Annotated in this window: 20 protein-coding genes; 14 read left to right on the top strand and 6 right to left on the bottom strand. The window is 65.7% G+C overall.

Annotation, left to right across the window (positions count from 1 at the left end):
• Positions 1–6 precede the first annotated feature (6 nt).
• The 3 genes from GJ695_RS08705 to GJ695_RS08695 all read right to left on the bottom strand — a co-directional run bounded on the left by GJ695_RS08705 (position 7) and on the right by GJ695_RS08695 (position 1944).
• Positions 7–276 carry a hypothetical protein gene (locus GJ695_RS08705; protein WP_154363877.1) on the bottom strand — a complete coding sequence of 90 codons (270 nt, stop codon included), beginning with the start codon at positions 274–276 and terminating at the stop codon, positions 7–9.
• A gap of 80 nt (positions 277–356) precedes the next feature.
• Positions 357–1571 (bottom strand): MFS transporter, encoded by a 1215-nt coding sequence (locus tag GJ695_RS08700; RefSeq protein WP_154363875.1) that lies wholly within the window; start codon positions 1569–1571, stop codon positions 357–359.
• Positions 1572–1797: 226 nt separating this feature from the next.
• Positions 1798–1944 carry a hypothetical protein gene (locus tag GJ695_RS08695; RefSeq protein ID WP_154363873.1) on the bottom strand — a complete coding sequence of 49 codons (147 nt, stop codon included), beginning with the start codon at positions 1942–1944 and terminating at the stop codon, positions 1798–1800.
• Here GJ695_RS08695 and GJ695_RS08690 point away from each other — a divergent pair.
• From GJ695_RS08690 to pnuC, 10 genes are all read left to right on the top strand, one after another.
• A complete protein-coding gene (locus tag GJ695_RS08690; protein ID WP_154363871.1) occupies positions 1931–3874 on the top strand; it encodes a DUF3500 domain-containing protein in 1944 nt (647 codons plus the stop codon). The two genes, GJ695_RS08695 and GJ695_RS08690, sit on opposite strands and share 14 nt — an antisense overlap.
• Before the next feature lies 1 nt (position 3875).
• Positions 3876–4955: a HupE/UreJ family protein gene (locus tag GJ695_RS08685; protein WP_166455098.1), complete on the top strand. Its 1080-nt coding sequence runs from the start codon at positions 3876–3878 to the stop codon at positions 4953–4955.
• A gap of 81 nt (positions 4956–5036) precedes the next feature.
• A complete protein-coding gene (locus GJ695_RS08680) occupies positions 5037–6146 on the top strand; it encodes a catalase family protein (protein ID WP_154363867.1) in 1110 nt (369 codons plus the stop codon).
• A 150-nt stretch (positions 6147–6296) separates the two neighbouring features.
• A complete protein-coding gene (locus GJ695_RS08675) occupies positions 6297–7076 on the top strand; it encodes a DsbA family protein (protein ID WP_154363866.1) in 780 nt (259 codons plus the stop codon).
• A gap of 57 nt (positions 7077–7133) precedes the next feature.
• Entirely contained in the window at positions 7134–8108 is a 975-nt protein-coding gene (locus GJ695_RS08670) for a hypothetical protein (protein WP_154363864.1), read from the top strand.
• Entirely contained in the window at positions 8105–9766 is a 1662-nt protein-coding gene (locus GJ695_RS08665) for a hypothetical protein (RefSeq protein ID WP_154363863.1), read from the top strand. The genes GJ695_RS08670 and GJ695_RS08665 overlap by 4 nt, the downstream gene beginning before the upstream one ends.
• A gap of 127 nt (positions 9767–9893) precedes the next feature.
• Positions 9894–12590 carry a type II secretion system protein GspD gene (locus GJ695_RS08660; protein ID WP_166455099.1) on the top strand — a complete coding sequence of 899 codons (2697 nt, stop codon included), beginning with the start codon at positions 9894–9896 and terminating at the stop codon, positions 12588–12590.
• A 145-nt stretch (positions 12591–12735) separates the two neighbouring features.
• The gene (locus GJ695_RS08655) at positions 12736–14652 is read left to right on the top strand and encodes a hybrid sensor histidine kinase/response regulator (protein ID WP_166455100.1); all 1917 of its coding nucleotides are present in this window, start codon (positions 12736–12738) and stop codon (positions 14650–14652) included.
• 69 nt (positions 14653–14721) lie between these two features.
• A complete protein-coding gene (locus GJ695_RS08650; protein ID WP_154363858.1) occupies positions 14722–15930 on the top strand; it encodes a M48 family metalloprotease in 1209 nt (402 codons plus the stop codon).
• Positions 15931–15945: 15 nt separating this feature from the next.
• Positions 15946–16512 carry a nicotinamide riboside transporter PnuC gene (gene pnuC / locus GJ695_RS08645; RefSeq protein ID WP_154363856.1) on the top strand — a complete coding sequence of 189 codons (567 nt, stop codon included), beginning with the start codon at positions 15946–15948 and terminating at the stop codon, positions 16510–16512.
• Here pnuC and GJ695_RS08640 read toward each other — a convergent pair whose 3' ends face one another.
• Positions 16513–17298 (bottom strand): response regulator transcription factor, encoded by a 786-nt coding sequence (locus GJ695_RS08640; protein ID WP_154363854.1) that lies wholly within the window; start codon positions 17296–17298, stop codon positions 16513–16515.
• Positions 17299–17480: 182 nt separating this feature from the next.
• Between GJ695_RS08640 and GJ695_RS08635 the strand changes: the two genes are divergently transcribed.
• The 3 genes from GJ695_RS08635 to GJ695_RS08625 are packed head-to-tail and all read left to right on the top strand — an operon-like array spanning position 17481 to position 21556.
• Positions 17481–18221: a fimbrial biogenesis chaperone gene (locus tag GJ695_RS08635; RefSeq protein WP_229261288.1), complete on the top strand. Its 741-nt coding sequence runs from the start codon at positions 17481–17483 to the stop codon at positions 18219–18221.
• 6 nt (positions 18222–18227) lie between these two features.
• Positions 18228–20549: a fimbria/pilus outer membrane usher protein gene (locus GJ695_RS08630; RefSeq protein ID WP_154363851.1), complete on the top strand. Its 2322-nt coding sequence runs from the start codon at positions 18228–18230 to the stop codon at positions 20547–20549.
• Positions 20546–21556: a Csu type fimbrial protein gene (locus GJ695_RS08625; protein ID WP_154363849.1), complete on the top strand. Its 1011-nt coding sequence runs from the start codon at positions 20546–20548 to the stop codon at positions 21554–21556. Before GJ695_RS08630 ends, GJ695_RS08625 begins: the two co-directional genes overlap by 4 nt.
• A 12-nt stretch (positions 21557–21568) precedes the next feature.
• On the opposite strand, the gene GJ695_RS08620 is transcribed toward GJ695_RS08625, so the two are convergent.
• Positions 21569–21871, bottom strand: coding sequence for a hypothetical protein (locus tag GJ695_RS08620; RefSeq protein ID WP_154363846.1), 303 nt, complete (start codon positions 21869–21871; stop codon positions 21569–21571).
• A gap of 427 nt (positions 21872–22298) precedes the next feature.
• Here GJ695_RS08620 and GJ695_RS08615 point away from each other — a divergent pair, with 427 nt between their 5' ends.
• Entirely contained in the window at positions 22299–22796 is a 498-nt protein-coding gene (locus tag GJ695_RS08615; RefSeq protein WP_154363844.1) for a winged helix-turn-helix transcriptional regulator, read from the top strand.
• Between the two features lie 12 nt (positions 22797–22808).
• Here the strand turns inward: GJ695_RS08615 and GJ695_RS29585 are convergent.
• Positions 22809–23271: anti-sigma factor family protein (locus GJ695_RS29585; protein ID WP_166455393.1), on the bottom strand; the 463-nt coding region annotated here is incomplete at its 5' end.

The raw sequence follows: 23271 nt of genomic DNA, 5'->3' as shown, positions 1-23271 counted from the left end.
CGACTTTCAGTGCGGAAGATATCGTAGCACGGTGATGATCAGGCTGGCCTGCGCGATGGAGATGGCGAAGAACCACTTCAAGAGATCCGACTTTAACTGCTGGGTTTGCTCTTTCACATATAGCTCCACCCATGTTTTTAATGTCATCACATCGTCTTTTGTAGCGACCTGGCTCATCACCTCAGCTAAAACTTGTGCATGTACCTCCGCCTGCCGTCGCGGTACACGGACCGCTTCCAGGCGCTTGTAGTAATGCAGGGTGTCGAGAGAGTTCATTCGAACAGTATGTGCGTTTCTCCGACGATTGCAAGGCACGCACATTGACACAGATCAGGCCGAGTGGCGCAGTGCCGTGGCTAAACGCTGACCATCGCTTGAGCCGGCTGGCGCTGCTCCAGCAACACCGATACGCCCAGCACCACGATGCCGCCCAGGGCCAGCATGGCGCCCACCGGGCCGGTCGACTGCAGGCTCATGCCGTGGGCGATCGCCAGGCCGCCGCACCAGGCGCCGGCGGCGTTGGCGCAGTTGAAGGCGGAGTGGTTGAGCGCTGCCGCCACCGTCTGCGCATCGCCCGCCACGTCCATCAGGCGCGTCTGCACGGCGGGACACACGGCGATGCCGCAGCCGATGGCGAACAGGTTCAAGGCCACCGCCCACACATTGCTGCTGGTGTAGTAGAACGCCGCCAGCGCCGCCGCATTCCACACCAGCGCACCGAAGATGGTCCACAGGCGCGAGCGGTCGGCAAACCAGCCGCCCACCACATTCCCCACCGTCATGCCGACGCCCATCATGGCCAGCAGCACCGGCACCAGCGCCGGCGACACCTTGGTCACTTCCAGCAAGGTCGGTGTCACATAGGTGTAGACCGCGAACAGGCCGCCGAAGCCGACCGACACCATCAGCAGCGTCACCCACACCTGCAAACGGCGGAACACGCCCAGCTCGCGCTGCGGACTGGCGTCGCCGGGAGCGATCCACGGCACGTAGCGGCGCACCATCAGCGCCGTGGTCACGCCCAGCACGCCGACCACCAGGAAGGTCGAGCGCCAGCCGAAGCCCTGGCTCAGCCAGGTCGCCAGCGGCACGCCGAAGATGTTGGCGATGGTCAGTCCCATCAGCACGCGCGACACCGCTTGCGCGCGTTTCTCCGGCACCGCCATCGAGGCGGCCACCAGCGCCGCCACGCCGAAGTAGGCGCCGTGCGGAATGCCGGCGATGAAGCGCGCCAGGATCAGCGAGGCGTAGCCCGGCGCCGCCGCGCTCAGCAGGTTGCCCACCGCGTACAGCGACATCAGCATGATCAGCATCGCGCGGCGCGGCATGCGCGCCAGGAAGATGGTGATCAGCGGCGCGCCGAACACCACGCCGAGCGCGTAGGCGCTGATCATGTGGCCCATGTCGGGCAGGCTGGCGTGCAGGTCGCCCGCCACCACGGGCAGAATGGTCATCGAGGCGAATTCGCCGGTGCCGATGGCCAGGCCGCCGATGGCCAGCGCCAGGTTGGCCATGCCGGCGCCACGCGGCGCGATGATGAGGGGAGTATCGGAAATCGGTTCGGAGTGCATGGAGGAGGGGCGAAACGGTGGCAAAAAGCCGGCAACAATAGCATGTTTGGCGCGCCGCCGCTGGCGCCGCTCTCGTCGTGGCGGTGCAACGGTCAACTGTTAAACAGCGTAAATCGGGGAAAAACGAAAATAAGTATCACCTACGCCCCTGGCGGCGTGGATAAAGTTGGCTTTCTTTCATTTCGGAGCCAGTCACCATGCATACATCCCGCCGGGCGCTTGCCGTCTACGCCACTTCGCTGTCGCTGCTGTTATCGGCGTGCAGCGGCGGTTCGGATTCGTCGTCTTCGTCGTCGACGACGGCCGCCAGCAGCGCCAGCGCGCCATCGATCACCTTGCAGCCGGCATCGGCGACGATCGTGGCGGGTTCCAACAGCGTGCTGTCGGTGGTGGCCAGCGGCAGCAGCCTGACGTATCAATGGTATCTGGCCGGCGCGGCGATCAACGGCGCCACCGCCGCCACCTACACCGCGACCGACGCCGGCACATATTATGTGGTGGTGACGTCGTCCGACGGCTCGGTCACCAGCGCCAATGCGGTGATCACCGTCAGCAGCGCGCCGGTGATCACCGCGCAGCCGTCCGGCGCCACTATCCTGACCGGCACCAGCCAGACCTTGTCGGTCACGGCGGACGGCCTGGAGATGGGCTACCAATGGTACAAGGACGGCACCGCCATCGATGGCGCGACGCATCCAGCCTATTCCGCATCGGCGGCGGGCAGCTACACGGTGGCGGTGACCAATACCGCCGGCACGGTGACGTCCACGGCGGCGACGATCGCGGTGTCGTCGTCGGTGACGGCGCCGGCCATCAATGTGCAGCCGGTGGCGCAGACCGTCAACGCCGGCGCCGGCGCGACCTTGTGGGTGGCGGCGAATGGCGTCAGCCTGTCTTACCAGTGGTATCGCAATGACGTGGCGATCGCCGGCGCCACCGATCGCCTCTACAAAATCACCACGACCAACGCCAACAGCGCTGGCGACTACAAGGTGGTGGTGACCAATACCGCCGGCGCCGCAACCAGTACGAGCGTCGCGCTGAAGGTGAATGTGATCAGCGCCGGCGCCAACACGCCGGCTGTGGTAAACGCGGCCAACGCCTTCCTCGCCACACTGGCTGCCGATCAGAAGACGGTCGCCACTTCGGCGACATCGGCCACCACGGTGCTGTTCGATTACGCGCTTGCCAACGCCAACCAGTGGACCAATCTTCCGGGCGCCCGCCATGGCCTGCGCCTGAACACGACAACGCTGACTGCGGCGCAGCTGGCTGCCGCCAATGTGGTCATCGCCAAGGCGCTCAGTGCGACCGGCATCACGCTGCTGAATGAATTGCGCGCGGCGGACCAGGTGCTGGCCGGTGGCATGGCGGCGGGCGGCGGTGCAGGAGCGGGTGGTGGCGGTGGCGGGACTGGCATGCCGGGAACCGGCACCACGCCGCCGGACGGCACGTTCACGCCGCCAGCTGATGGTACGGGCGTGCCGCCGGCCGGCACCGATCCGGGCGCTGGCGCAGGAGGCACCGGGCTGGCGCTGGACTACGGCGCCGATCTGTATTCAATCGCTTTCGTCGGCACGCCGTCGGCCACCTCGCCGTGGATCTTGCAGATCGCCGGCCATCATCTGGCCTACAACATCACCTACAATACCGGCAAGGTCAGTGCGACGCCGAATTTCGTCGGCGTCGAGCCGCCCAACTGGACCGTCGCCGCCGACGGCACGGTAACGGTCACCAGCAACGCCGCCAGTGCTGGCAAGGCGCACGCGCCGATGGAGAAGCAGCGCGCCGCCGTCTACGACCTGGCTGAAGCCATTTACGCCGACAGCAGCACCTCGGCAGCGGCCAAGCTGACCGGCACCTTCACCGACGTGGTCATGGGCGCATCCGGCAACAGCGACGGCAATTTCAAATCGCTGGTGTATCCGACCAGCGGCCGTGGCTTGCAGTACTCGGCGATGAACGCGAAACAGCAGTCGTATGTGCGGACGGCGATCGAGGCCTGGGTGAACACGCAGGCTTCCGATGTGGCCAGCACGCTGCTGGGCGCCTACCTGGCCGATGATGCGCTGGCCAATACCTACGTTGGTTACGGCGTCGGCCAGAACGGCGTGAAGGCCGACTTCAGCGCGTATCCGAATTCGGTTTCGTCGCCGCTGGAGGCGCAGCGTTCCTACATCCGCATCGACGGTCCGCGCGTGTGGATCGAGTTCGTGGTCCAGCAGGGCATCGTCTACGGCACCGACGTGCACTACCACACCATCTGGCGCGACAAGACCAACGACTATGGCGGCAGCTTCTAAGATGAGCCGCCTGATCGCCGCCTGCGCGCTGATGTGGGCGATGGCGGCGTGGGCGCATCCTTCGCCGCAGTCGGAGGTGCTGCTGGAGAGCCGGCAGGACAGCATCCGCGCGGAACTGGTGCTGCCGCTCGATGAACTGGCGCTGGCGCTGCCCGGCGCCGCGCACGCGACCGAGGCGCAGATGGCGGCTTACCTGGCCGCCCACATTCGCCCGGTCGCACCGGACGGAAGGGCATGGGTGGTCAAGGTCGAGCAGGTACACTGGCTGCTGTCGCGGCAGCCGGCGGACGTGGTGGCGGCGATGACGCTGCGTCCGCCGGCAGGCGCGCCGCTGGACCGCTTCACCTTCGCCGACGACGCCATTTCGCACCAGGTGCAAAGCCATCTCACCGTGGTGGCGCTGCGCAGCGCGCCGGATGCACCATCGCGCGTGCTGGGCACCCTGCACTACGGGCAGCGCAGCCTGCCAGTGCAGGGCGCCGATCCGCGTTGGTGGAGCGGCTGTGCCGACCTGTTCCGGCTTGGCGTCGAACATATCGCCGAAGGCACCGATCACCTGCTGTTCCTGCTGACGCTTTTGCTGCCGGCCGCGCTGCTGGTCAAGGATGGCAGGTGGGCCGGCTTCGGCGGCACGCGCCATCTGCTGGTTTATTTGCTGAAGGTGGTGACGGCGTTCACGCTGGGCCACTCGGTCACGCTGATGCTGGGTGCGTTGGGCACGGTACGGCTGCCGGAGCAGCCTGTGGAATTTGCGATCGCCTTGTCGATCCTGTTTTCGGCGCTGCATGCGTGGCGGCCGGTCTTCCCGCGCCGTGAGGGCTGGATCGCCTTCGGCTTTGGGCTGGTGCATGGTCTGGCGTTCGCATCGGCCATCCGCGAGCTGCAATTGAACGGTGCGCGGCTGGTGACGGGTATCCTCGCTTTCAACCTCGGCATCGAAGCGATGCAGATGGCGGTCATCCTGGTTGCTGCGCCGCTGCTGATACTGCTGGCGCGCCGCCCATCGTATCACCTGGTGCGGCAGGCTGCCGCGCTGATGTCGGCGGTGATGGCCATCGTGTGGATGGTGCAGCGCGTGTGATTTCATTGCTAGGTGCGACACGCCACAGACGCGCGGCGCGCCGGCAGCCATGATGGCGGGAGCCAACCGCCGAGGGTCATCATGGACTTCCCTACCAGACATTTAGTGCAGCCGCTGCCCTACGACCCGTCCTATGAAGTGCCGGAGGAGGGCGAGGCCGACACCATCGCCGGCCTGACCGATGCCATGCACGGCATCGCCGACACCGTCGATAAGGACACCGGCCACGCGCCGCGCGGCGTGCACGCCAAGAGCCACGGCCTGCTGCGCGGCGAGCTGCGCGTTCTGGACAATGTGCCGCCGGATTATGCCCAGGGCCTGTTCGGCCATCCCGGCGGCGCCTGGCCGGTGGTGATGCGGCTGTCGACCACGCCGGGTGATCTGCTCGACGACAAGGTGTCGACGCCGCGCGGCATGGCGGTCAAGGTCATCGGCGTGCCGGGCGAACGGTTGCCGGATGGCGTCGGCGACACCACCCAGGATTTCGTCATGGTCAACGGGCCGACCTTCCAGGCGCCGAGCGCCAAGCAGTTCCTCGGCAGCGTCAAGCTGCTGGCGTCCACCACCGACAAGGCGCCGGGCCTGAAGAAGGCGCTGTCGGCCGCGCTGCGCGGCGTGGAAAAAGTGGTGGAAGCGGTGGGCGGCGAGAGCGCCGCCATCAAGGGCCTGGGCGGCCATCCGGAAACGCATCTTCTCGGCGAGACTTTCTTCTCCGCCGCGCCCATCCTTTACGGCCGCTACATGGCCAAGCTGTCGCTGGCGCCGGTGTCGCCGGAACTGCAGGCGCTGAAGGACAAGCCGGTCGACCTGGACCACAAGCCCAACGGCCTGCGCGGCGCGGTGGTCGACTTCATGACCGAACACAGCGCCGAGTGGGAACTGCGCGTGCAGCTGTGCACCGACCTGGCCGAGATGCCGATCGAAGATTCCACGGTGGAGTGGACGGCGCCGTGGGTGGCGGTGGCGCGCATCAAGGCCGAACCGCAGGCTGGCTGGACGCACGGCCTGTCGGTGCTGGTGGACGACGGCATGCAGTTCAATCCGTGGCACTGCATCGCCGCGTTCCGGCCGATCGGCTCCATCATGCGCGTGCGCCGTGCGGTGTATGCCGCCTCGGCCCGTTTCCGCGCCGAGCGCAACGGCGCGCCGCTGGCCGAGCCGCACAATCTCGACAACTGGCGCGAGCACTGAACACCGAGATGTAACACCAACGCTGCCTGCCGGCGTTGGTGCCGCGCCACAAATGCGCAGCGCCGCATAGTGGTGTAGCACGTTTGTGCTACATACACATTTCCATTCCGCAAATATCATTCGCGCTTTCTCCCTCCAGGAAGCGACACCATGAATTTCATCCAGCGCGCACTTTGCAGCGGCCTGATTGCGTCCGCATTCAGCCTGACCGCTCACGCCGCCGCACCCGCCAAGCCAGCCAAGGCACCCGCCTTGACGCCGGACCAGGTGGAAGCCATCGTCCACGACTACCTGCTGAAAAATCCCGGCATCCTGCGCGAAGCCAGCATGCTGCTGCAACGCCAGGATCTGGAGCAGGCGCAGAAGCAGGCGTCCGCCGCCGTCGAAATGATGAGCAGCGATTTACTGTCGGTATCGTCTTCGCCGGTGGGTGGCAATCCGGCCGGCGATGTCACGGTGGTGGAATTCTTCGATTACCACTGCGGCTACTGCAAGCGCGTGGCGCCGGCCATCAAGGAACTGCTGGCCAGCGATCCCAAGGTTCGCCTGATCTACAAGCAGTTACCGATCCTGGGACCGGATTCGATCGTCGCCGCGCGCGCCGCGCTGGCCGCCAACCGCCAGGGCAAATACCAGGACTTCCATGACGCGCTGTTCGCCGCCGATTCGCTGGCCGAGCCGGCCATCATGGCGCTGGCCGCCCAGCACGGGCTGGACGTCGAGCGCCTGCGCGCCGACATGAACGACGCACAGATCAATGCCGAGCTGGAGAAGAACGTGGCCATGAGTTCGCCGTTGGGCATCAACGGCACGCCGGGCTTCGTCGTCGGCAACACCGTGGCGCCGGGCGCGCTGGACCTCGAAGGTCTGCGCCAGATGGTGGCCAAGGTACGCAAGGAACAGCAGCATCAAGCCTCGCTGTCTCAGTAAGCAGTCCAAGCAGTCTCTCCGCAGTTTCCTACAACAACACTTTCAATCGGAACCGCCATGTTCAAACGATTTATGCTGACGGCGCTCGCGCCGTTGCTGGCAATGATGATGGTCATCTTGCCGCTGACGGCCCTCGCCGGGCCGGACTTTTGCTGGAAGGCCAGCTATGGTCGCGGCGTCGGCACCATCCCGCCTAGCTGCAACTCCGACCGTGCCAAGGAAGTCGGCATGTGCTACACGCCGTGCAAAGAGGGCTACCAGGGCGCGGTCACCATGTGCCTGCGCACCTGCCCGCCGGGCTATGTCAACACCGGTCTGTTCTGCCACATCGACAAGGCGCTGCTGGTGCCGGCCTCGGTGAATGTCTGCGCTGCCTCGACCAGCTGCCCGAGCGGTTACACCAACGCCGGCCTGATCTGCGGCCTGACGCCGGTCAGCAAACCGTCCGGCTGGAATGGCACCTACCTGGACCTGATCCGCGACACCTATGACCGTGGCATCGGCCTGGCGCCATCGGTGTGCGACAGCGACAAGGAAAACAGCAGCGGCCTGTGCTACCCGCGCTGCAAGCCCAACTTCTCAGGCATCGGCCCGGTATGCTGGGGCACCTGTCCGGCCGGCTGGACCGATTGCGGCGCCGGTTGCGCGCCAGGCACGGGCAACGGCGGCGTCGGCAAGTGCGCCGCCGTGATCGGCAACCAGGTCTGGGGCGTGGTGTCGGCCGCCAAGGACATTGCCAAACTGGTGTCGACGCTGGGCGTATCCGCCGCCACCAAGCCGGCGGAGAACTCGGGCGCGCTGGCCAAGGCCGTCGCCGACCTGAAGAAACTGATGGAGCAGTACAAGGCGCAAATGCAGGCCACGATGGGAGCCGCCACCTACGCCTCCGCCAGTGCACAGCTGGCTGATGCGGTAACGCCGGAAGAAATCGCCCAGGCATCGATGCGCATTGCCGGCCTGGTCGATCCGACCGGCCTGGCGACGATGGCTTCCAACTTCACATACCCGACCTGCGACAAGGTGACGCCATGATCAACAGCATCTACAACCGTTATTCCCTGTTCCGTCTTCTGGCGCTGCTGGTACTGATGCTGGGCGGCCGTGCCGCGCTGGCGCAGTCGCCGCCGCTGCAGGTGATGGCCGCCTGGTACGGCACCGAGACCAGGAACACCGCCATGGTCAACAACGTGCCGATCATCGACCGGCTGCGCGGCAGCATCAGCAACGGCATCCTGCAGGTGCCGTCGAATATGAACGTGCTGTTCGGCGGCGACCCGTACTTCGGCGTCAAGAAGGTGCTGGCGGTACAGGTGCTGTATCAGGGCCGCACCTACAACCTGCGCCAGGAGGAGGGCAAGAACCTGATCTTCCCTGGTGTCGCCGGCCAGACCTATCTGCTGGCGCCGGTCGACTCGCCGGTGGAGGTGCTGGGCGCCTGGTATGGCGTGGAAGGCGGCAGCACCGGCAACGGCACCGTGGCGCTGGACAAGGTCCGCAAGGGCATGGTCAGCGGCAATGTCTACGTGCCGTCCAATATGAACGAGTTCTTCGGCGGCGATCCGGCAGCCAACAAACTCAAGCGCGTTGCGGTGGCGGTGCGCTACAAGGGCCAGACGCTGAACCTGCGCCAGACCGAGGGCAAGGCGCTGCTATTCCCGGGTGTCGAAGGCGTCGACTTCATGATCAAGAAAGAAGCACCGCTGGCCGAGATCCAGAAGTTTTTCAAGCCGGACTTTTATGTGCTGAAATATCCGGATCTGCAGGAAGCGTTCGGTAGCAACGCCGCCGCGGCCTGGGACCACTATGTCAAGTTCGGCGCGCGCGAAGGCCGCGACCCGGCACCGGAAATCAGCATTGCCGCGTTGAAGATGCGCTACCCCTACCTGGCCGAGCTGTATGGCGACGACAACGCCGGATATATTCACCACTATGTGGCATCGCCGGGGCAGTTCAATGCCGATCCGTTCGTCACCGGCATGGCGGACAAAGGCTTGTTCGCCAGCCCGGCGCTGGCCTACTTCGACGTCAGCTACTACTACACCAAGAATCCGGAAGTGTGCTCCGATCCGGACATGAGCATTCCACGCGGCAGCAGCAACTGCAACGGCGGCCTGCTGATGAATGTGGTGCACATCACCGAGCACTATCTGCTCAAAGGCGCGGCGGCCGGCTACAAGCCGAACAATATTTCCAACAGCCAGGCGCCGCAGTCGGCCAACGGCAAGGAAACCATGCGCGCCGGCGACTGGCTGGGTGTCGGCGAGTACCTGATTTCGCGCAGCGGCGGGTTCATCGCGGTGATGCAGGCCAACGCCGACTTCGCGGTCTACCATCGTAAACCGGGATCGAATCCGCCAACCAACGGCAACTATGCCGACGTGCATACCGGCTTCAACCAGCCGGGCATCCCGGAAAGCTATTTTGTGACCATGCAAAAAGATGGTCGCCTGTGCACCTACAAGGGCACCAATCCAAGCAATAACAAGGGCTTTGTCGGCTGCTCGGGACCGGAGCAGCCACCAGGCGACTACTACGTCCATCTGCAAAGCGACCACAACCTGGTGTACCGCGCCGGTACCTCGATGTTCAACGACCGTGGCTATGTCTGGGATTTCATCTCGACCCGTCCGTCGAAGAGCATCTGGTCGAAGATCCTCAATCCGATCAAGGTGATCCTCGGTTGTAACTAAAGCTGCACCGCCAGCCGGCACATGCCGGCTGGATTTTTACCGCGATGTGAACATGACTATGGCTTTTCCTCTACAAAAGCGTCTGCGCCCCTGGGCCCGGACGCTTTGCTGCATTCTGATCGTTGCCTTGCCGGCCCACGCGCAGACGCCGATGACCGTGCTGCCGGTCGATATGACAACGCCGCAGGCCGCTGCGCCGCCCGAGACCGCAGCGGCCGCGTCGGCCCACGGCCCGGCGCTCGGCAGCAGCGGCCGCCTGATACCGCTGGCGCGCATCCCGGAAGCGCAGATCCGCGAACTGATCGGCGACCTGGTGGCTTATTTCGAAACCAATCAGAGCCTGTACCGCATGGCCGGCAGCGGCAGCCCGCTGTCGGCGCCGCCGGTGCCGGAACCCGTCAAGGGCCTGATCAATCTGGCGACCGAGCAGGCGCCGCTGGTGCCGGCGCTGCGCATCGGCTATGTCAACATGGCGCGCCGCGTGCCGCAGTTGTGGATCGACGGCGCCAACATGGGCCAGTTCGACGAGGGCTTGCGCAAGGTGCTGGAGGAGCGCGGCCAGACCCGCTCCAACCTGCGCCTGCGCGAGCTGGATTCGCAGATCATCCATCTCAGCTACATCGATGCCGACGACGCCCTGTTCGCGCTGCGCGCCATGGGCTACTCCGCCATCACCGACGAGAATTCCCCGCTGGCCGATGAACTCAGCAGCCCCGACGTGGCCGAAGTGCCGGGTTACGGCCCGGTGGGCGGCGCCACCGGCGGCAACTGGACCGGCGGCGTCAGTCCCACCACCGGCACCGGGGCCAGCACCAGCGTCGGCTTCACCGGCGGCGGCTACGGCGCCCAGGACCAGGCGACCTCCAAGTTCAAGTCGCTCAAAAGCCTGCCGAAGAGCATCGGCATGGACAAGCTGCCGCTGGTGATCCGCATGCCCAATCCGGAACGCAAGGAGCTGGGCCTGGTCGGCGGCGTGGAAGGCAATAACGCCCAGGTGCAGCGCGACCAGCTGGGCATGACCAACATCCTGCCGAACGCCGCCTCCGACCTGTCGCAGACGGTGGCCAACGGCATCCATGAACTGCTGGTGCTGTACCACCCGGACTCGCCGGAGCAGTTCCAGCATCTGAAGCACCTGGTGGAAACCACCATCGACCGGCCGGCGCGCCAGGTGTACATCGAGGGGCTGGTGCTGGAGATTAACAGCGACACCCTGCGCGACCTCGGCGTGCAGTGGTCGGGCAAGCGCGGCGCCTATGGCCTGACGCTGGGCACGCTGGCGGCGGTGCCGCGCGGCGGCTCGGCGCTGACGGCCAGCCAGAATTCGCTGCAGGCCGTCAATCCGATCGAGGTGCTGAACCGCATCAATGCGCTGGTGGAAACCAACCGCGCCGAAGTGCTGTCGCGCCCCAGCGTGATGACCATCGACAACCGCCAGGCCACCATCCGCATCGGCACCGACATTCCGATCGCCACCAGCATCGACTCCGGCAACGGCTCGGGCGGCGGGCGGGTGTCGTTCAGTTTCCAGTACATCCCGACCGGCATCCTGCTCAACGTGCGGCCACGCATCAACCAGGACGGCAGCGAGGTCAGCATGCTGATCGACGCCAGCGTCTCGGCCTCGGTGCCGAACCAGGACCTGAAGGTGCTCGATTCCACCACCAACGCGGTGCTGGCCTCGGCGCCGACGATTTCCACCCGTCGCGTGCAGACCTATGCGCGCATCCGCGACAACATGCCGCTGATTATCGGCGGCCTGGTCAGCCGCGACGCCAGCAGCAGCAGCGACAAGGTGCCGGGCCTGGGCGAGTTGCCGGTGCTGGGCAAGCTGTTCGGCCACGAAGGCAAGGAAGAGAACAAGCGCGAGGTGATCGTGGTGCTGACGCCGTCGGTGGTGACCGAGGACGTGCGCCAGACCAAGTCGCAGTATCCGAAGGACGACGGCCGCTTCGACCTGACCGACACCACGCTGATGCGCGAGCATTTCCGCATCCAGGCCGAGGACATCGTCGATGCCCAGTTCATCCTCGGCAATCCGCGCTTCACCCGCTACCAGCAGGTGGTCAAGCAGGTGATCCAGCGGCAGCCGGGCCTGGCGCAGCAACTGCCGTTCTCGGCGTTTGACGGCGACCATGTGCCGGCCGAGTTCATCTTCGTCTCCGGGCTGATCGACCGCCTGCTGATGCGCCACAAGGAGGGCGGTGACAACCTCGACATCAACCGCATGGTGTTCTTCGAAGGCTTGCGCGGCGATGATTTCCACCCGCAGTCGCTGGGCGGGCTGATGGCCAGCCTGGGCGATGGCAAGGACCCGCTGAGTTTCTTCGCGCGCAACAAGGGCAAGGCGCTGGCGTTGACCTACCATCCGCTGGCCGGCACCGAGCACGACGCCACCGACATGTTTGCCGAGCCGGTGCCCGAGATCAGCATGATCGACTGCCCGGACCGCGATGCCTGGCGCCGCAAGCTGTGGGAGCTCAACCACCCATCGTCGGGCACCCGCTTCACCATCCTGATCCAGGACCAGAGCGACCTGGCGCGGGTCAAGCTGGCGCTGGCGCTGAAGAACACCATCATGATCAACGGCAAGGAACCGGCCATCACCTTCCGCAACTTCCAGCCGGGGCGCATGGTGCAGATCCAGCGTTCGCAGCCGAACTGGGACCAGTCGCTGGAAGGCACGGTGGCGCGCAACTTCTTCATCGGCGAGTTCTTCTATCCCTACTTCATCGAGGAGCACGAACGCATGCTGCGCGAGCTGGATACGGCGCTGAAACGGCCCGAACTCAAGCCGTATCTCGACGGCCTGCAATTGCCGTGACGGAAAGGTCTATTGTGCGCCACCGAACGGTACAGTTGCTACACTTTGGCTTTCTGATTCGGAAGCATTTATGTTGGCTCAGTCCCTTACGTCCTTTCCCGACGCCGCCGCATGCCTGCCGCGCTGCATAGGCGCGGGAACGCCCATGCGTGACCGCGTGCAGGCCTACGATTGGGACAACACCCCGCTGGGGCCGATCGCCGGCTGGCCCGGCTCGCTGCGCGCGGCGGTCAGCATCGTCATGCACTCGGTGCAGCCGATGTTCCTGTGGTGGGGCGAGGAGCTGATACAGATCTACAACGATGCCTATGTGCCGTGCTTCGGCGTCGGCAAGCATCCGGCGGCGCTGGGGCAGGGCGGGCGCGCATGCTGGCCGGAGATCTGGCCCATCATCGGGCCGCAGATCGACGCCGTGCGCCACGGCCGCGAAGCGCGCTGGTATGCCGACAGCCTGGTGCCGATCTGGCGCAACGGCCGCATCGAGGATGTGTTCTGGAGCTATACCTACACCCCCGTGTTCGACGAGCAGGACCAGGTCGGCGGCGTGCTGGTGGTGTGCACCGAAACCACCGACAAGGTGCTGGCCGAGCGCCGCCGCCACGCGCTCGATCTGCTGGCGCGCCGCCTGCTGGGCTGCCGCAGCGAGGACGAGGTGCGAGCCGCCGTGGTGCACGCGGCGTCCGACAATCCCGGCGACCTGCTGGAAGTGGTGCTGCTGATCGGCGAGGAGGCGATGGCCCATCCGCCGGCCGACCTGCTGACCATCCGCGGCGCCGAGCTGCAATTGTGCGACGAGCTGGCGCTGTCGTTCCGGCTGTCGCCGCGGCTGCCGCTGGACGGCGCCTACCGCCAGTTCCTGGAACAGTTCACCGCCACCGTGTGCGCCACCCTGAGCCGGCTGCAAAGCGACCGCGCGCTGGCGCAGGCGATGGCCGAGAGCGACCGCCTGAACACCGACCTGAATCTGTCGTCGCGCATCAAGGATGAATTCCTGGCCATGCTGGGCCACGAGCTGCGCAATCCGCTGGCGCCGATCGTCACCGCGCTCAAGCTGATGAAGCTGCGCAGCGGCAGCAACAGCGAAACCGTGCACGAGCAGGAGGTGATCCAGCGCCAGGTCGACCACCTGGTGCGGCTGGTGGACGATTTGCTCGACGTGTCGCGCATCGCCAGCGGCAAGGTCGAGCTGCGCAAGGAAACCGTGCCGCTGGCCGATGTGCTGAACAAGGCCATCGAAATGGCCAGCCCGCTGCTGGAACAGAAGCAGCACCGGCTGCTGGTCGACGTGCCCACCGTGCGCTGGCATGGCGATCCGGCGCGGCTGGCGCAGGTGGTGTCCAACCTGTTGAGCAACGCGGCGCGCTACACGCCGGCCGGCGGCCATGTCACGCTGGCCACGCGCATCAAGGGGAGCACGGTGCAGATCCAGGTCACCGACGACGGCAACGGCATTCCTGCGCAGCTGCTGCCGCACATCTTCGACCTGTTCGTGCAGGGCAACCGCCAGCTGGACCGCGCCAAGGGCGGCCTCGGCATCGGCCTGGCGCTGGTGCGCAACCTGGTGCAGATGCATGGCGGCGAAGTCAGCGCCTACAGCGCCGGCGCAGGACGCGGCAGTACCTTCACCATCACGCTGCCCGATTCGGTGGCGGCCGAGACCGCGCCGCCGGCAAGCCTTGCCCACAGCGCGCCGGCGCCGGAGCAGGGCGCCGGCCTGCGCGTGCTGGTGGTGGACGACAACCAGGACGCCGCCGATTCGCTCAGTGAACTGCTCGGCGCGCTCGGCTACCGGCCCGAGGTGGCCTACGATCCGGTGCAGGCGATCGCGCTGGCCGCCGCCGGCATGCAGGACGTGGCCATCCTCGACATCGGCCTGCCCGGCATGGACGGCTTCGAACTGGCCGGCCACCTGCGCAAGCTGCCGGGCGGCGACGCGCTCAAGCTGGTGGCGCTGTCCGGCTACGGCCAGGAGAACGACAAGACGCGCAGCCGCCAGGCCGGCTTCGCCGCCCACCTGGTGAAACCGATCAATATCGCGGAGTTACAAATTTCATTGTCATAAAGAGTTGCATTTCTTGTAAATCAACGCGTAAAATAGCTTTCGGGAAACTTTTATCGGGCCGGGAGCTGTATGAATTTGGTGTACAAGAATGAAAAGACGCTGTTCGGCATCATGCTGGCCGTCTCGCTCCTGATCTGGGCGCTGCTGGTGGTCGGCACGGTGGGCATGGCCTTGCTGTGGGGGCTGCTGTTCTTCATCAGCTACTGCTTCGCGCAGTCGGCGCTGGTGTCCTACCTGCGCGGCACGGCGGTGCAGATCACGGCGGCGCAGTTCCCCGACCTGCACCAGCGCATCGAGGCCTGCTGCCAGCGCCTGGGCCTGGAGCAGGCGCCGGAAGCCTATCTGCTGCAGATGGGCGGCGTGTTCAACGCCTTCGCCACGCGCTTCCTCGGCCGTCACTTCATCGTGCTGTATTCCGACGTGGTCGACGCGCTGGAAGAGCGGCCGGACGCGATCAACTTCTACATCGGCCACGAGATCGGCCACATCCGCCAGCACCACCTGCGCTGGTCGGCGCTGCTGGCGCCGGCGGCCTGGCTGCCGCTGCTGGGACCGGCCTACGCGCGCGCCCGCGAATACACCTGCGACCGCCATGGCTTCCACGCTTGCGACGACCTGAAAAGCGCGCAGGTCGGCCTGGCCGCGCTGGCGGCCGGCGGCAAGCGCTGGCGCCAGCTCAGCGTCGGCCAGTACACGGCGCAGGCGCAGCAGAGCGGCGGTTTCTGGATGTCGTTCCACGAACTGGTCGGCGATTATCCGTGGCTGGTCAAGCGCATGGCGGTGGTGCGCGCACTGGCGCAGGGCAACGAGGTGACGCAGCCGGGCCGCCATGGCCTGGCCTACCTGCTGGCGCTGTGCGTGCCGCGCCTGGGCGTCGGCGGCGCCGGCTCGGTGCTGGGCGTGATCGCGCTGGTCGGCGTGCTGGCGGCGGTGGCGATTCCGGTCTACCAGGATTACCTCGTCAAGGCGCGCATGGCGCAGGCGATCAACGTCGGCCACGAGGCGACGGCGGCGGTGGAGCGCTATTTCTACGCCAACGGCCGCGGCCCGGCCACGCTGGAGGCGGCCGGCTACGCGATGGACGATCCGAACCACGCGGTGCAGGACATCAGCGTCGATCCGGGCAACGGCATGGTGCGCGTCTATCCATCCGACCTCAACTATCGCGGCAAGGCTATTGCGTTCACGCCCCGGGTGGACGAGAATAAGCGCGTCGTCTGGCAATGCGCCGGCGGCGACATTCCCGCCCGCGTGCTGCCGCCGGAGTGCCACAACTAACTGCAAGGATTGCTGTTGATCTCACCACTGGAAATCGCCGCCAACGCCGTCATGGCCGTTTCCATCGTGCTGTCGGGACGCAACAGCATCCATTCATGGTGGCTGGGCGTGGTCGGCTGCGCGATGTTTGCCGCGCTGTTCTACAGCGTCAACCTGTACGCCGACGTCGCGCTGCAACTGTTCTTCATCGTCACCTGCCTGATCGGCTGGCTGCAATGGCTGCGCGGCGCCGGCGGCGCGCCGCTGCCGATCACCCGCGCGCGCGTGCCGGCGCTGGGCTGGATGGCCGTCATCGGCGTGCTCGCCACCGCCGCCTACGGCCTGATGCTGCAGGCCTACACCAACGCCTACGCGCCCTTCATCGATTCCGCCGTGCTGATGTTCAGCGTGGTGGCGCAGTTGCTGCTGATGGGGCGGCGGCTGGAAACCTGGCCGTTCTGGCTGCTGGTGAACACGGTCTCGGTGCCGCTGTACGCCAGCCGCGGCCTGTACCTGACGGCCGCGCTGTACGCCGGCTACTGGCTCAACGCGCTGGCCTCGTGGTTCTTCTGGCGCCGCCAGATGCGGGCGCAGGCGGTCTGATTATTTTTTCTGGATCGCCTGGCGGTAGGCGGTGGGCGTGACGCCCATGCGCTCGCGGAAGGCGGTGGCGAAATTGCCGGCGTTGTTAAAGCCGATCAGCAGGGCGATGTCCTGCACGTCGATATCGGTGTCCTTCAATAATTCTTCCCCGCGGCGGATGCGCTCCTCGCGGATAAAGCCGAACACCGTCATGCCGGTCTGTTCGCGGAACACCTGCGACAGTTTCTCGCGGTAGGTGCCGACGCTGCGCGCGATCTCCGCCAGGCCCGGCAGCGCCGCCAGGTTGTCGGCGATCAGGCGCTTGACGGCGTTGACCAGCACCGCGTCCGGATCGCTTTCGGCTTCCGGCTCGGCCGGCTCGGCGCTGGCGGGCGGCGGCTGCGCGTGCTGGCGCCGCGCCAGGTTCAGGTGCACCTGGATGCGCGCCGTCAGCTCGCCCGGCGAAAACGGCTTGGAGACGAAATCGACGCCGCCGATCGACAGGCCGAGGATGCGGTCGTCGTCGGCGTCGGCGCCGCTCAGGAAGATCACCGGAATGTCCTGCGTCACCGGATTGGCCTTCAGCAGGCGGCAGGCGGTGTAGCCGTCCATATTCGGCATGCGCACGTCGAGCAGGATCAGGTCGGGGCGATTGGCCAGCGCCAGCTGGTAGCCCTGCAAGCCATTGAAAGCGACCGAGACTTTGTACGGCATCTCGCTCAGCAAATCTGCCAGCATGCGCTGCTCAAACGCGGAATCGTCCACGATGAGGATCTTGCTTCGGTTGCCTTCAAGGGTGGTTTGCATTGCGTCCCCCGGAATTTCGTTGATAAAGTTTTATCACTCCGTGTTGCGTATTATGCCTATCTTTTAAATATTTTTGATAGTTTTCTACGCTTGCAAAACAGTTGTCGCTTCCTTCAAAAGCAGGCTTTTTTTAGATCATTAATAATCGAATCGAGTGTTGATGGTAAGCAACCGGAGGTGCAATGACGGGGACGCGCGCACGGATCGCAGGACTGATGGCGGCAGTATGGCTGGCCTTGCCGCTGGCGGGGGCGGTGCGTGCGGCCAACCTGCAGATCTCGCCGGTGATGATCAACCTGCGCGCCGGCCAGGGCGCCACCGGCATCACCATGCAGAACATGGGCGAGGCGCCGGTCTACGGCCAGGTGCGGGTCTTCCTTTGGGAACAGAAAGACGGCGACGACGTGCTGACGCCGACCCAGGACGTGGTGGCCAGCCCGCCCATCATCCAGATCGCGCCGAAAAGCAGCCAGATCATCCGGCTGGTGCGGCGCAGCGAGCAGTTGCCGGCGGCCGAGCTGACCTACCGCATCCTGATCGACGAGATTCCCAAGGACGAGAACGGTCCCGTCAGCGGCGTCGACATCCGGCTGCGCTATTCGGTGCCGATGTTCGTGCTGCCGGCCGACGAGCGCGCGGCGCCGGCGCTGGCCTGGGCGGTGTTCAAGAAGGATGGTTTTTGGATGTTGCGAGTCCGCAACAGCGGCACCCAGCGCGCACAGATCGGCGCGCTGGAACTGAGCAACGCGGCCGGCAAGCAGTTTGAAATCGCCGCCGGCCTGTTCGGTTACGTGCTGGCGGGTAAGGTGCGCGAATGGCGCCTCCCCACGTCTGGCGACGCCGATCTGAACGGGACGTTGGCGGTCAAGGCCAACATCAATTCCCGCCCGACCAGCGCCAGTACCGTGGCCAGGGTGGACTAAGCCGGCATGCGGCGCCGGTTCCCCTGGTGGTGGCTGTTGGCGTGGTGGCTGGTCATGGGCGGCGCGCTGGCGCAGACGCCGGCGGCGCCGCCACCGCAGGACGAAGAGCTTTTTCTGGAGGTAAGCTTGAACGGTGAAGCGACAGGACTGATATTGCGTTTTACCCGGGGCAGCAGCTCGGGTCTGCGCAGTGCCGTGCAGAATCTGCGCGACCTCGACCTTGAGCCCAAGCTGTTCGGGGTCGAGGGCCGCCAGGAGTTCGACCTCGACCAGATCAAGGGCCTGAGCTACACCTACGACCCGGCGCGCCAGGCCATCGCGCTGCGCGTCGACGATGCGCTGCGGGCGCCGATCGCCTATTCGGCGCGCACGGTGCGCAAGCCCGCCGCCGCCACCGTCACGCCGGGCGCCATCATCAATTACGACGCCTACACGCGGCTGGGACAGGACCGCAGCACCTCGATCTCCAACGAGGTGCGCTACTTCAACGCCGGCGGCGTGTTCAGCAGCACCGGCGTGTTCAACTACAGCCACCAGCTGCGCCAGTTCGTCCGCTTCGACAGCGCCTGGGTGCATTCCGATCCGGACACGCTGGAAACCTGGCAGGTGGGCGACCTGATTTCGTCCTCGCTGACCTGGACCCGGTCGCTGCGCATGGGCGGCGTGCAATGGCGCCGCAGCTTCGACCTGCGGCCCGACCTGCTGACCTTCCCGGCCGCCACGCTGGGCGGTTCGGCGGTGGTGCCGAGCGCGGTCAGCCTGTACGTGGACGGGGTGCGCCAGGTCGACACGGCGGTGCCGTCGGGGCCGTTCGTCATCAACCAGGTGGCCGGCATCAACGGCGCCGGCCAGGCCACGCTGGTGACGCGCGACGCCAACGGCCGCGCCGTCAGCACCACGGTGCCGCTGTACGTCGACACGCGGCTGCTGGCCACCGGCCTGACCGACTACTCGATCGAGCTCGGCGTGCTGCGGCGCAATTACACCACCGAGTCGTTCAGCTATGCGCGCACGCCGGCCGTCAGCGCCTCGTTGCGGCGCGGCCTGAGCGACACCTTCACGCTGGAGGCGCACGGCGAGGCCGGCCGCGGCGTGCTCAACGGCGGCGGCGGCATGCTGTGGCGGATGGGCCAGGCCGGCGTGCTGACCGGCTCGCTGGCGGCCAGCGGCGGCGGCAGCGGCGCCAGCAACCACCGCGGCGGCCAGGCGGCGCTGGGCTATCAGTACCTGAGCACGCGTTTCAGCGTGGACCTGCAATCGCAGCGCGCCACGGCCAACTACAGCGACCTCGGCACGGCGGAGGGCGCGCCGGTGGTGCGCGCCAGCGACCGCATCAACTTCAACCTGGCGCTGTTCGGCGGCCAGGGCGTGGGCATCAGCGCGATCAGCCAGCGCGTGCCGCTGGTGGCGCCGGCGCGGGTGATGGCGCTGAATTATTCGGCCACGCTGGGCCTGGGCTTGTACCTGAGCGTCAGCGCCTTCCGCGATCTGCGCGACGAGAAGGCGCGCGGCGTGTTCTTCAGCGTCAGCGGCAGCTTCGGCGACCGGATCTCGGCCAACATCAGTCGCAGCCGCCAGAACGACGTGCGCAGCACCACCACGACCTTGGCCCGCTCGGCCGACTACAGCGGCGGCTTCGGCTGGGGCCTGCAATCGGTCAACACCAACGGCGCGCCGCTGCGCCAGGCGCAGCTGACCTACCTGGGCAACTACGGCCAGGCCACCGCCTACACCTTCGACACCGGCAGCAGCCGCAGCACCTCGCTGGACCTGAACGGCGCGCTGGTGCTGATGGACGGCAGCGTGCACGCGGCGCGCCAGGTCGGCGCCGGCTTCGCGCTGGTGTCCACCGACGGCGTCTCGGGCGTGCCGGTGCTGCAGGAAAACCAGGTGATCGGCCGCACCAGCGGCAGCGGCTACCTGCTGGTGCCGAATCTGAGCCCGTATCTGCAGAACCAGCTGGGCATCGACACCACCCGCCTGCCGCTCGACGCCCGCGTCGCCAGCAGCAGCCAGACAGTGGTGCCGGCGCGCCAGTCCGGCGTGCTGGTGCGCTTCCCGGTCGAGACCTACGAGGCCGCCAGCGTGGTGCTGAACGACGCCGATGGCAAACCGCTGCCGGTGGGCACGCCGGTCAGGCACCTGGAAAGCGGCGGCGACAGCGTGGTCGGTTTCGACGGCGTGGCCTTTGTCGACCACCTGCAGGCGCTCAACCACGTGCAGGCCACGGTGAACGGCGTCACCTGCGTGGCCGAGTTCAGCTACGCGCCGGTCAAGGGCAACGCCATGGGCACCATGGGACCGTTCGTGTGCCGGAGCGTCCAATGATCAGCCTGCGCCACTGCCTGGCCTTGCTGGGATTGCTGCTGGCGCTGGCCAGCGGGCAGGCGCGCGCCGACAGCTGCTCGGTGGCGCAAAGCGATATCGTGTTTCCCACCGTGAGTTCGATCAGCAGCACCGATGTCTACGCCAGCGCCAACTTCAAGGTCACCTGCACCTGGACCAGCTTTCTCGCCGGGCTGCTGTTCCCCAACGCCACCGTCTGCCTGTACCTGGGCAACGGGTCGGGCAACGGTGCGTCGATGGTGACGGTGCCGCGCCAGATCGCCAACGGCGCCAAGACGGTCAACTACAATATTTACACCGACGCCAGCTATTCCGCCGCCAAGGTGTGGGGCGGCTGGGCCGGCACCACCACCGCCGCCAACCTGATCACCTTCACCTTCAACAAGACCGGCGGCGTCGGCTCGCTGTCGCAGGACGTCAATCTATATGCCAAGCTGAACGCCGACGCCGCGCTGTCGAGCATGAACGTGGGGCCGGACAACCTGACCTTCACCTCGGACTTCTCCGGCGGCAACGTGCTGTTCCGTTATATGTTTTTCCTGACCGGGCTGGGCGACTGCACGCTGGGCACCTCGGTGGCCATGCCCTTCCAGGTGCGGGCGACCGTGATCAATGACTGCAACATCAATGTCGGCAATCTGGCATTCCCCAACAGCAGCCTGCTCACCAGCGCGGTGCGCACCACCGCCAACCTGGCGGTCCAGTGCAGCAACAATACGGCCTACAGGATTGCGTTTTCGGGAGGCAGCAACGGCACGGTGAGCGCGCGCAAGATGCTCAATGCGGCCTCGATGGAAGTGATTAACTATCAGCTGTCCAGTTCACTGGACGGGCCCAGTCTGGGCGATGGCACGGCCAGCACGGTGATTGTGAGCGGAACGGGAGATGGTACAACCAGGAGTCAAACCTTGTTCGGCCTGGTGCCGTCGCAGACGACGCCGTCGCCGGGGGATTACAAGGACACGATTACCGCGACGGTGCAGTTCTGAGCAGGAGGGCGGTCAGAAGGTGATGGTCCATTCGCCGGCAGCGGTTTCCTGGCGGATGGCGGTGGCTTGGGAGGTGGTGCTGTTGGCGGCGACCGCCTGGGTGCGGGTCATGGCGTACGGGCTTTTCAGCTGGCAGGCGACGGCTGGCGTGGCCTTGGTGGCGGCAGCGGCGGCAGCGGCCGAGGTCTGCACGTTGCAGGACTCTTTCACCTCAAAGCTGACTTGCATGGACGCGGTCGAGATTTTCCCGGCGGCGCTGGCCAGCAGTGGCAGGCTAAACAGAACGATGGCAAATGCTTTAGTAAAAGTTTTCATTTTTCACACACGTTGTTGAGGTGCGCAGCCTTGTTGGGTGGCTACGTTCAGGGGTAGCCAACAAGGTTGAGTCGTTGATCTACAGGAAGAATTTTATCCCGTAAAAACAATCTCTCGAATGTTCACATTTTACACAGAAATTTACGTGTGGAAATAAAGTGATTTTTGGAGAGTTTTGAGTGAGATTTTTTGCGCCATTTATGAAGCAAAAAAGCAGGGCGAAATACCGGGGTTTTCATAGGGAAAAGTAGCAAAAACAGTGGGTAGAAAAGGAGACGAAATTGAAGATTGAAAATACACACATTGTCACAGCAGTTCCATCACCTACAAAAGTCACACTTTCTTGCATCGAACATGCAAGTCACTCGGTCTGACCGCGTCGCGATTTGACGATTTTTGTTGAAAACCTTACATGAGGAGTAGCAAAATGAAACATACCGACTTTGGCAGCATGCCTTGCCCGATTGCTCGCAGCCTGGGAAAAGTAGGCGAGTGGTGGAGTATCCTGATCCTGCGTGACGCCTTCTACGGGCTGACGCGGTTTGACGAATTCGAGAAGAGCCTGAAGATCGCCCCGAACATGCTGACCCGCCGCCTGGCCGGGCTGGTCGAGGGCGGGCTGATGGAGCGCCGCCAGTACAGCGCCCGTCCGCCGCGCTATGAATACGTGCTGACCAAGGCGGGGCGCGACTTCAAACCGGTGCTGCTGGCCTTCGTTGCGTGGGGCAACGACCACTTGGCGCCGGAAGGGGCCAGCCTGCTGGTGGTGAGCCGCGAAACCGGCAAGCCGGCCGACCAGGTGCTGGTGGACGCCAACAGCGGCCTGGCCATCAACGACGAGGACTATATGTTCGCGCCGGGACCTGCCGCCACCGACGTCATGCGCTCGCGGCTGATCCAGATCAACCAGCCGGTCCGCGCCTAAGGTGTGAGATTGTCACGCGCCCGGCGCCAGCTGGGCGTACACGGCGTTGGCCAGGCTGGCCAGCGCCGCCTTGTCCAGGTTGCCGGACAGGGCATAGCCGAATTGTCCATCTATCCAATAAAACACCGCCACCTCGCCTTCCTGCGCGTAGCGGAAGCCGGTGTCGTGGTTGTGCGTCTGCTCGGTTGACACATACAAGGTCAGGCGCGCGCCCGCCGCGTCGCGGTACATGAATTGCGCCACCGGACCGCTCTGGCCCGGCAGCAGCCTGCCGCCCTCCAGCTGATAGCCCTGCGCGCCCAGTTGCGGCGGCTTGAGCGGCGCGCCCAGGCGTTTCGACAGCCAGGCCACCAGGTGCGCCTGCTGGTCGGCGCCAACCTCCACCGGATGCCGCACCTCGGGCGTGTAGACGGCGTGCGCCAGCGCGGCGCGGCGCGGCAGTTCGGCGGCGGCGCTCAGCGGCGCGTCATCGGCA

It is taken from the genome of Duganella alba, assembly GCF_009674495.1.
In the GTDB taxonomy this organism is placed as follows: domain Bacteria; phylum Pseudomonadota; class Gammaproteobacteria; order Burkholderiales; family Burkholderiaceae_D; genus Rugamonas; species Rugamonas alba.
Note: the sequence above shows the minus strand (reverse complement) of the source record. Positions and strands in the feature narration are given on the sequence as shown.

Coding starts and splice junctions, on each gene's coding strand:
- GJ695_RS08640 (WP_154363854.1), bottom strand. CDS start 17,298: ATGCAAACCACCCTTGAAGGCAACCGAAGCAAGATCCTCATCGTGGAC.
- GJ695_RS08685 (WP_166455098.1), top strand. CDS start 3,876: ATGAGCCGCCTGATCGCCGCCTGCGCGCTGATGTGGGCGATGGCGGCG.
- GJ695_RS08665 (WP_154363863.1), top strand. CDS start 8,105: ATGATCAACAGCATCTACAACCGTTATTCCCTGTTCCGTCTTCTGGCG.
- GJ695_RS08655 (WP_166455100.1), top strand. CDS start 12,736: ATGCGTGACCGCGTGCAGGCCTACGATTGGGACAACACCCCGCTGGGG.
- GJ695_RS08625 (WP_154363849.1), top strand. CDS start 20,546: ATGATCAGCCTGCGCCACTGCCTGGCCTTGCTGGGATTGCTGCTGGCG.
- GJ695_RS08705 (WP_154363877.1), bottom strand. CDS start 276: ATGAACTCTCTCGACACCCTGCATTACTACAAGCGCCTGGAAGCGGTC.
- GJ695_RS08620 (WP_154363846.1), bottom strand. CDS start 21,871: ATGAAAACTTTTACTAAAGCATTTGCCATCGTTCTGTTTAGCCTGCCA.
- GJ695_RS08615 (WP_154363844.1), top strand. CDS start 22,299: ATGAAACATACCGACTTTGGCAGCATGCCTTGCCCGATTGCTCGCAGC.
- GJ695_RS08630 (WP_154363851.1), top strand. CDS start 18,228: ATGCGGCGCCGGTTCCCCTGGTGGTGGCTGTTGGCGTGGTGGCTGGTC.
- GJ695_RS08700 (WP_154363875.1), bottom strand. CDS start 1,571: ATGCACTCCGAACCGATTTCCGATACTCCCCTCATCATCGCGCCGCGT.
- GJ695_RS08680 (WP_154363867.1), top strand. CDS start 5,037: ATGGACTTCCCTACCAGACATTTAGTGCAGCCGCTGCCCTACGACCCG.
- GJ695_RS08635 (WP_229261288.1), top strand. CDS start 17,481: ATGACGGGGACGCGCGCACGGATCGCAGGACTGATGGCGGCAGTATGG.
- GJ695_RS08670 (WP_154363864.1), top strand. CDS start 7,134: ATGTTCAAACGATTTATGCTGACGGCGCTCGCGCCGTTGCTGGCAATG.
- GJ695_RS08675 (WP_154363866.1), top strand. CDS start 6,297: ATGAATTTCATCCAGCGCGCACTTTGCAGCGGCCTGATTGCGTCCGCA.
- GJ695_RS08650 (WP_154363858.1), top strand. CDS start 14,722: ATGAATTTGGTGTACAAGAATGAAAAGACGCTGTTCGGCATCATGCTG.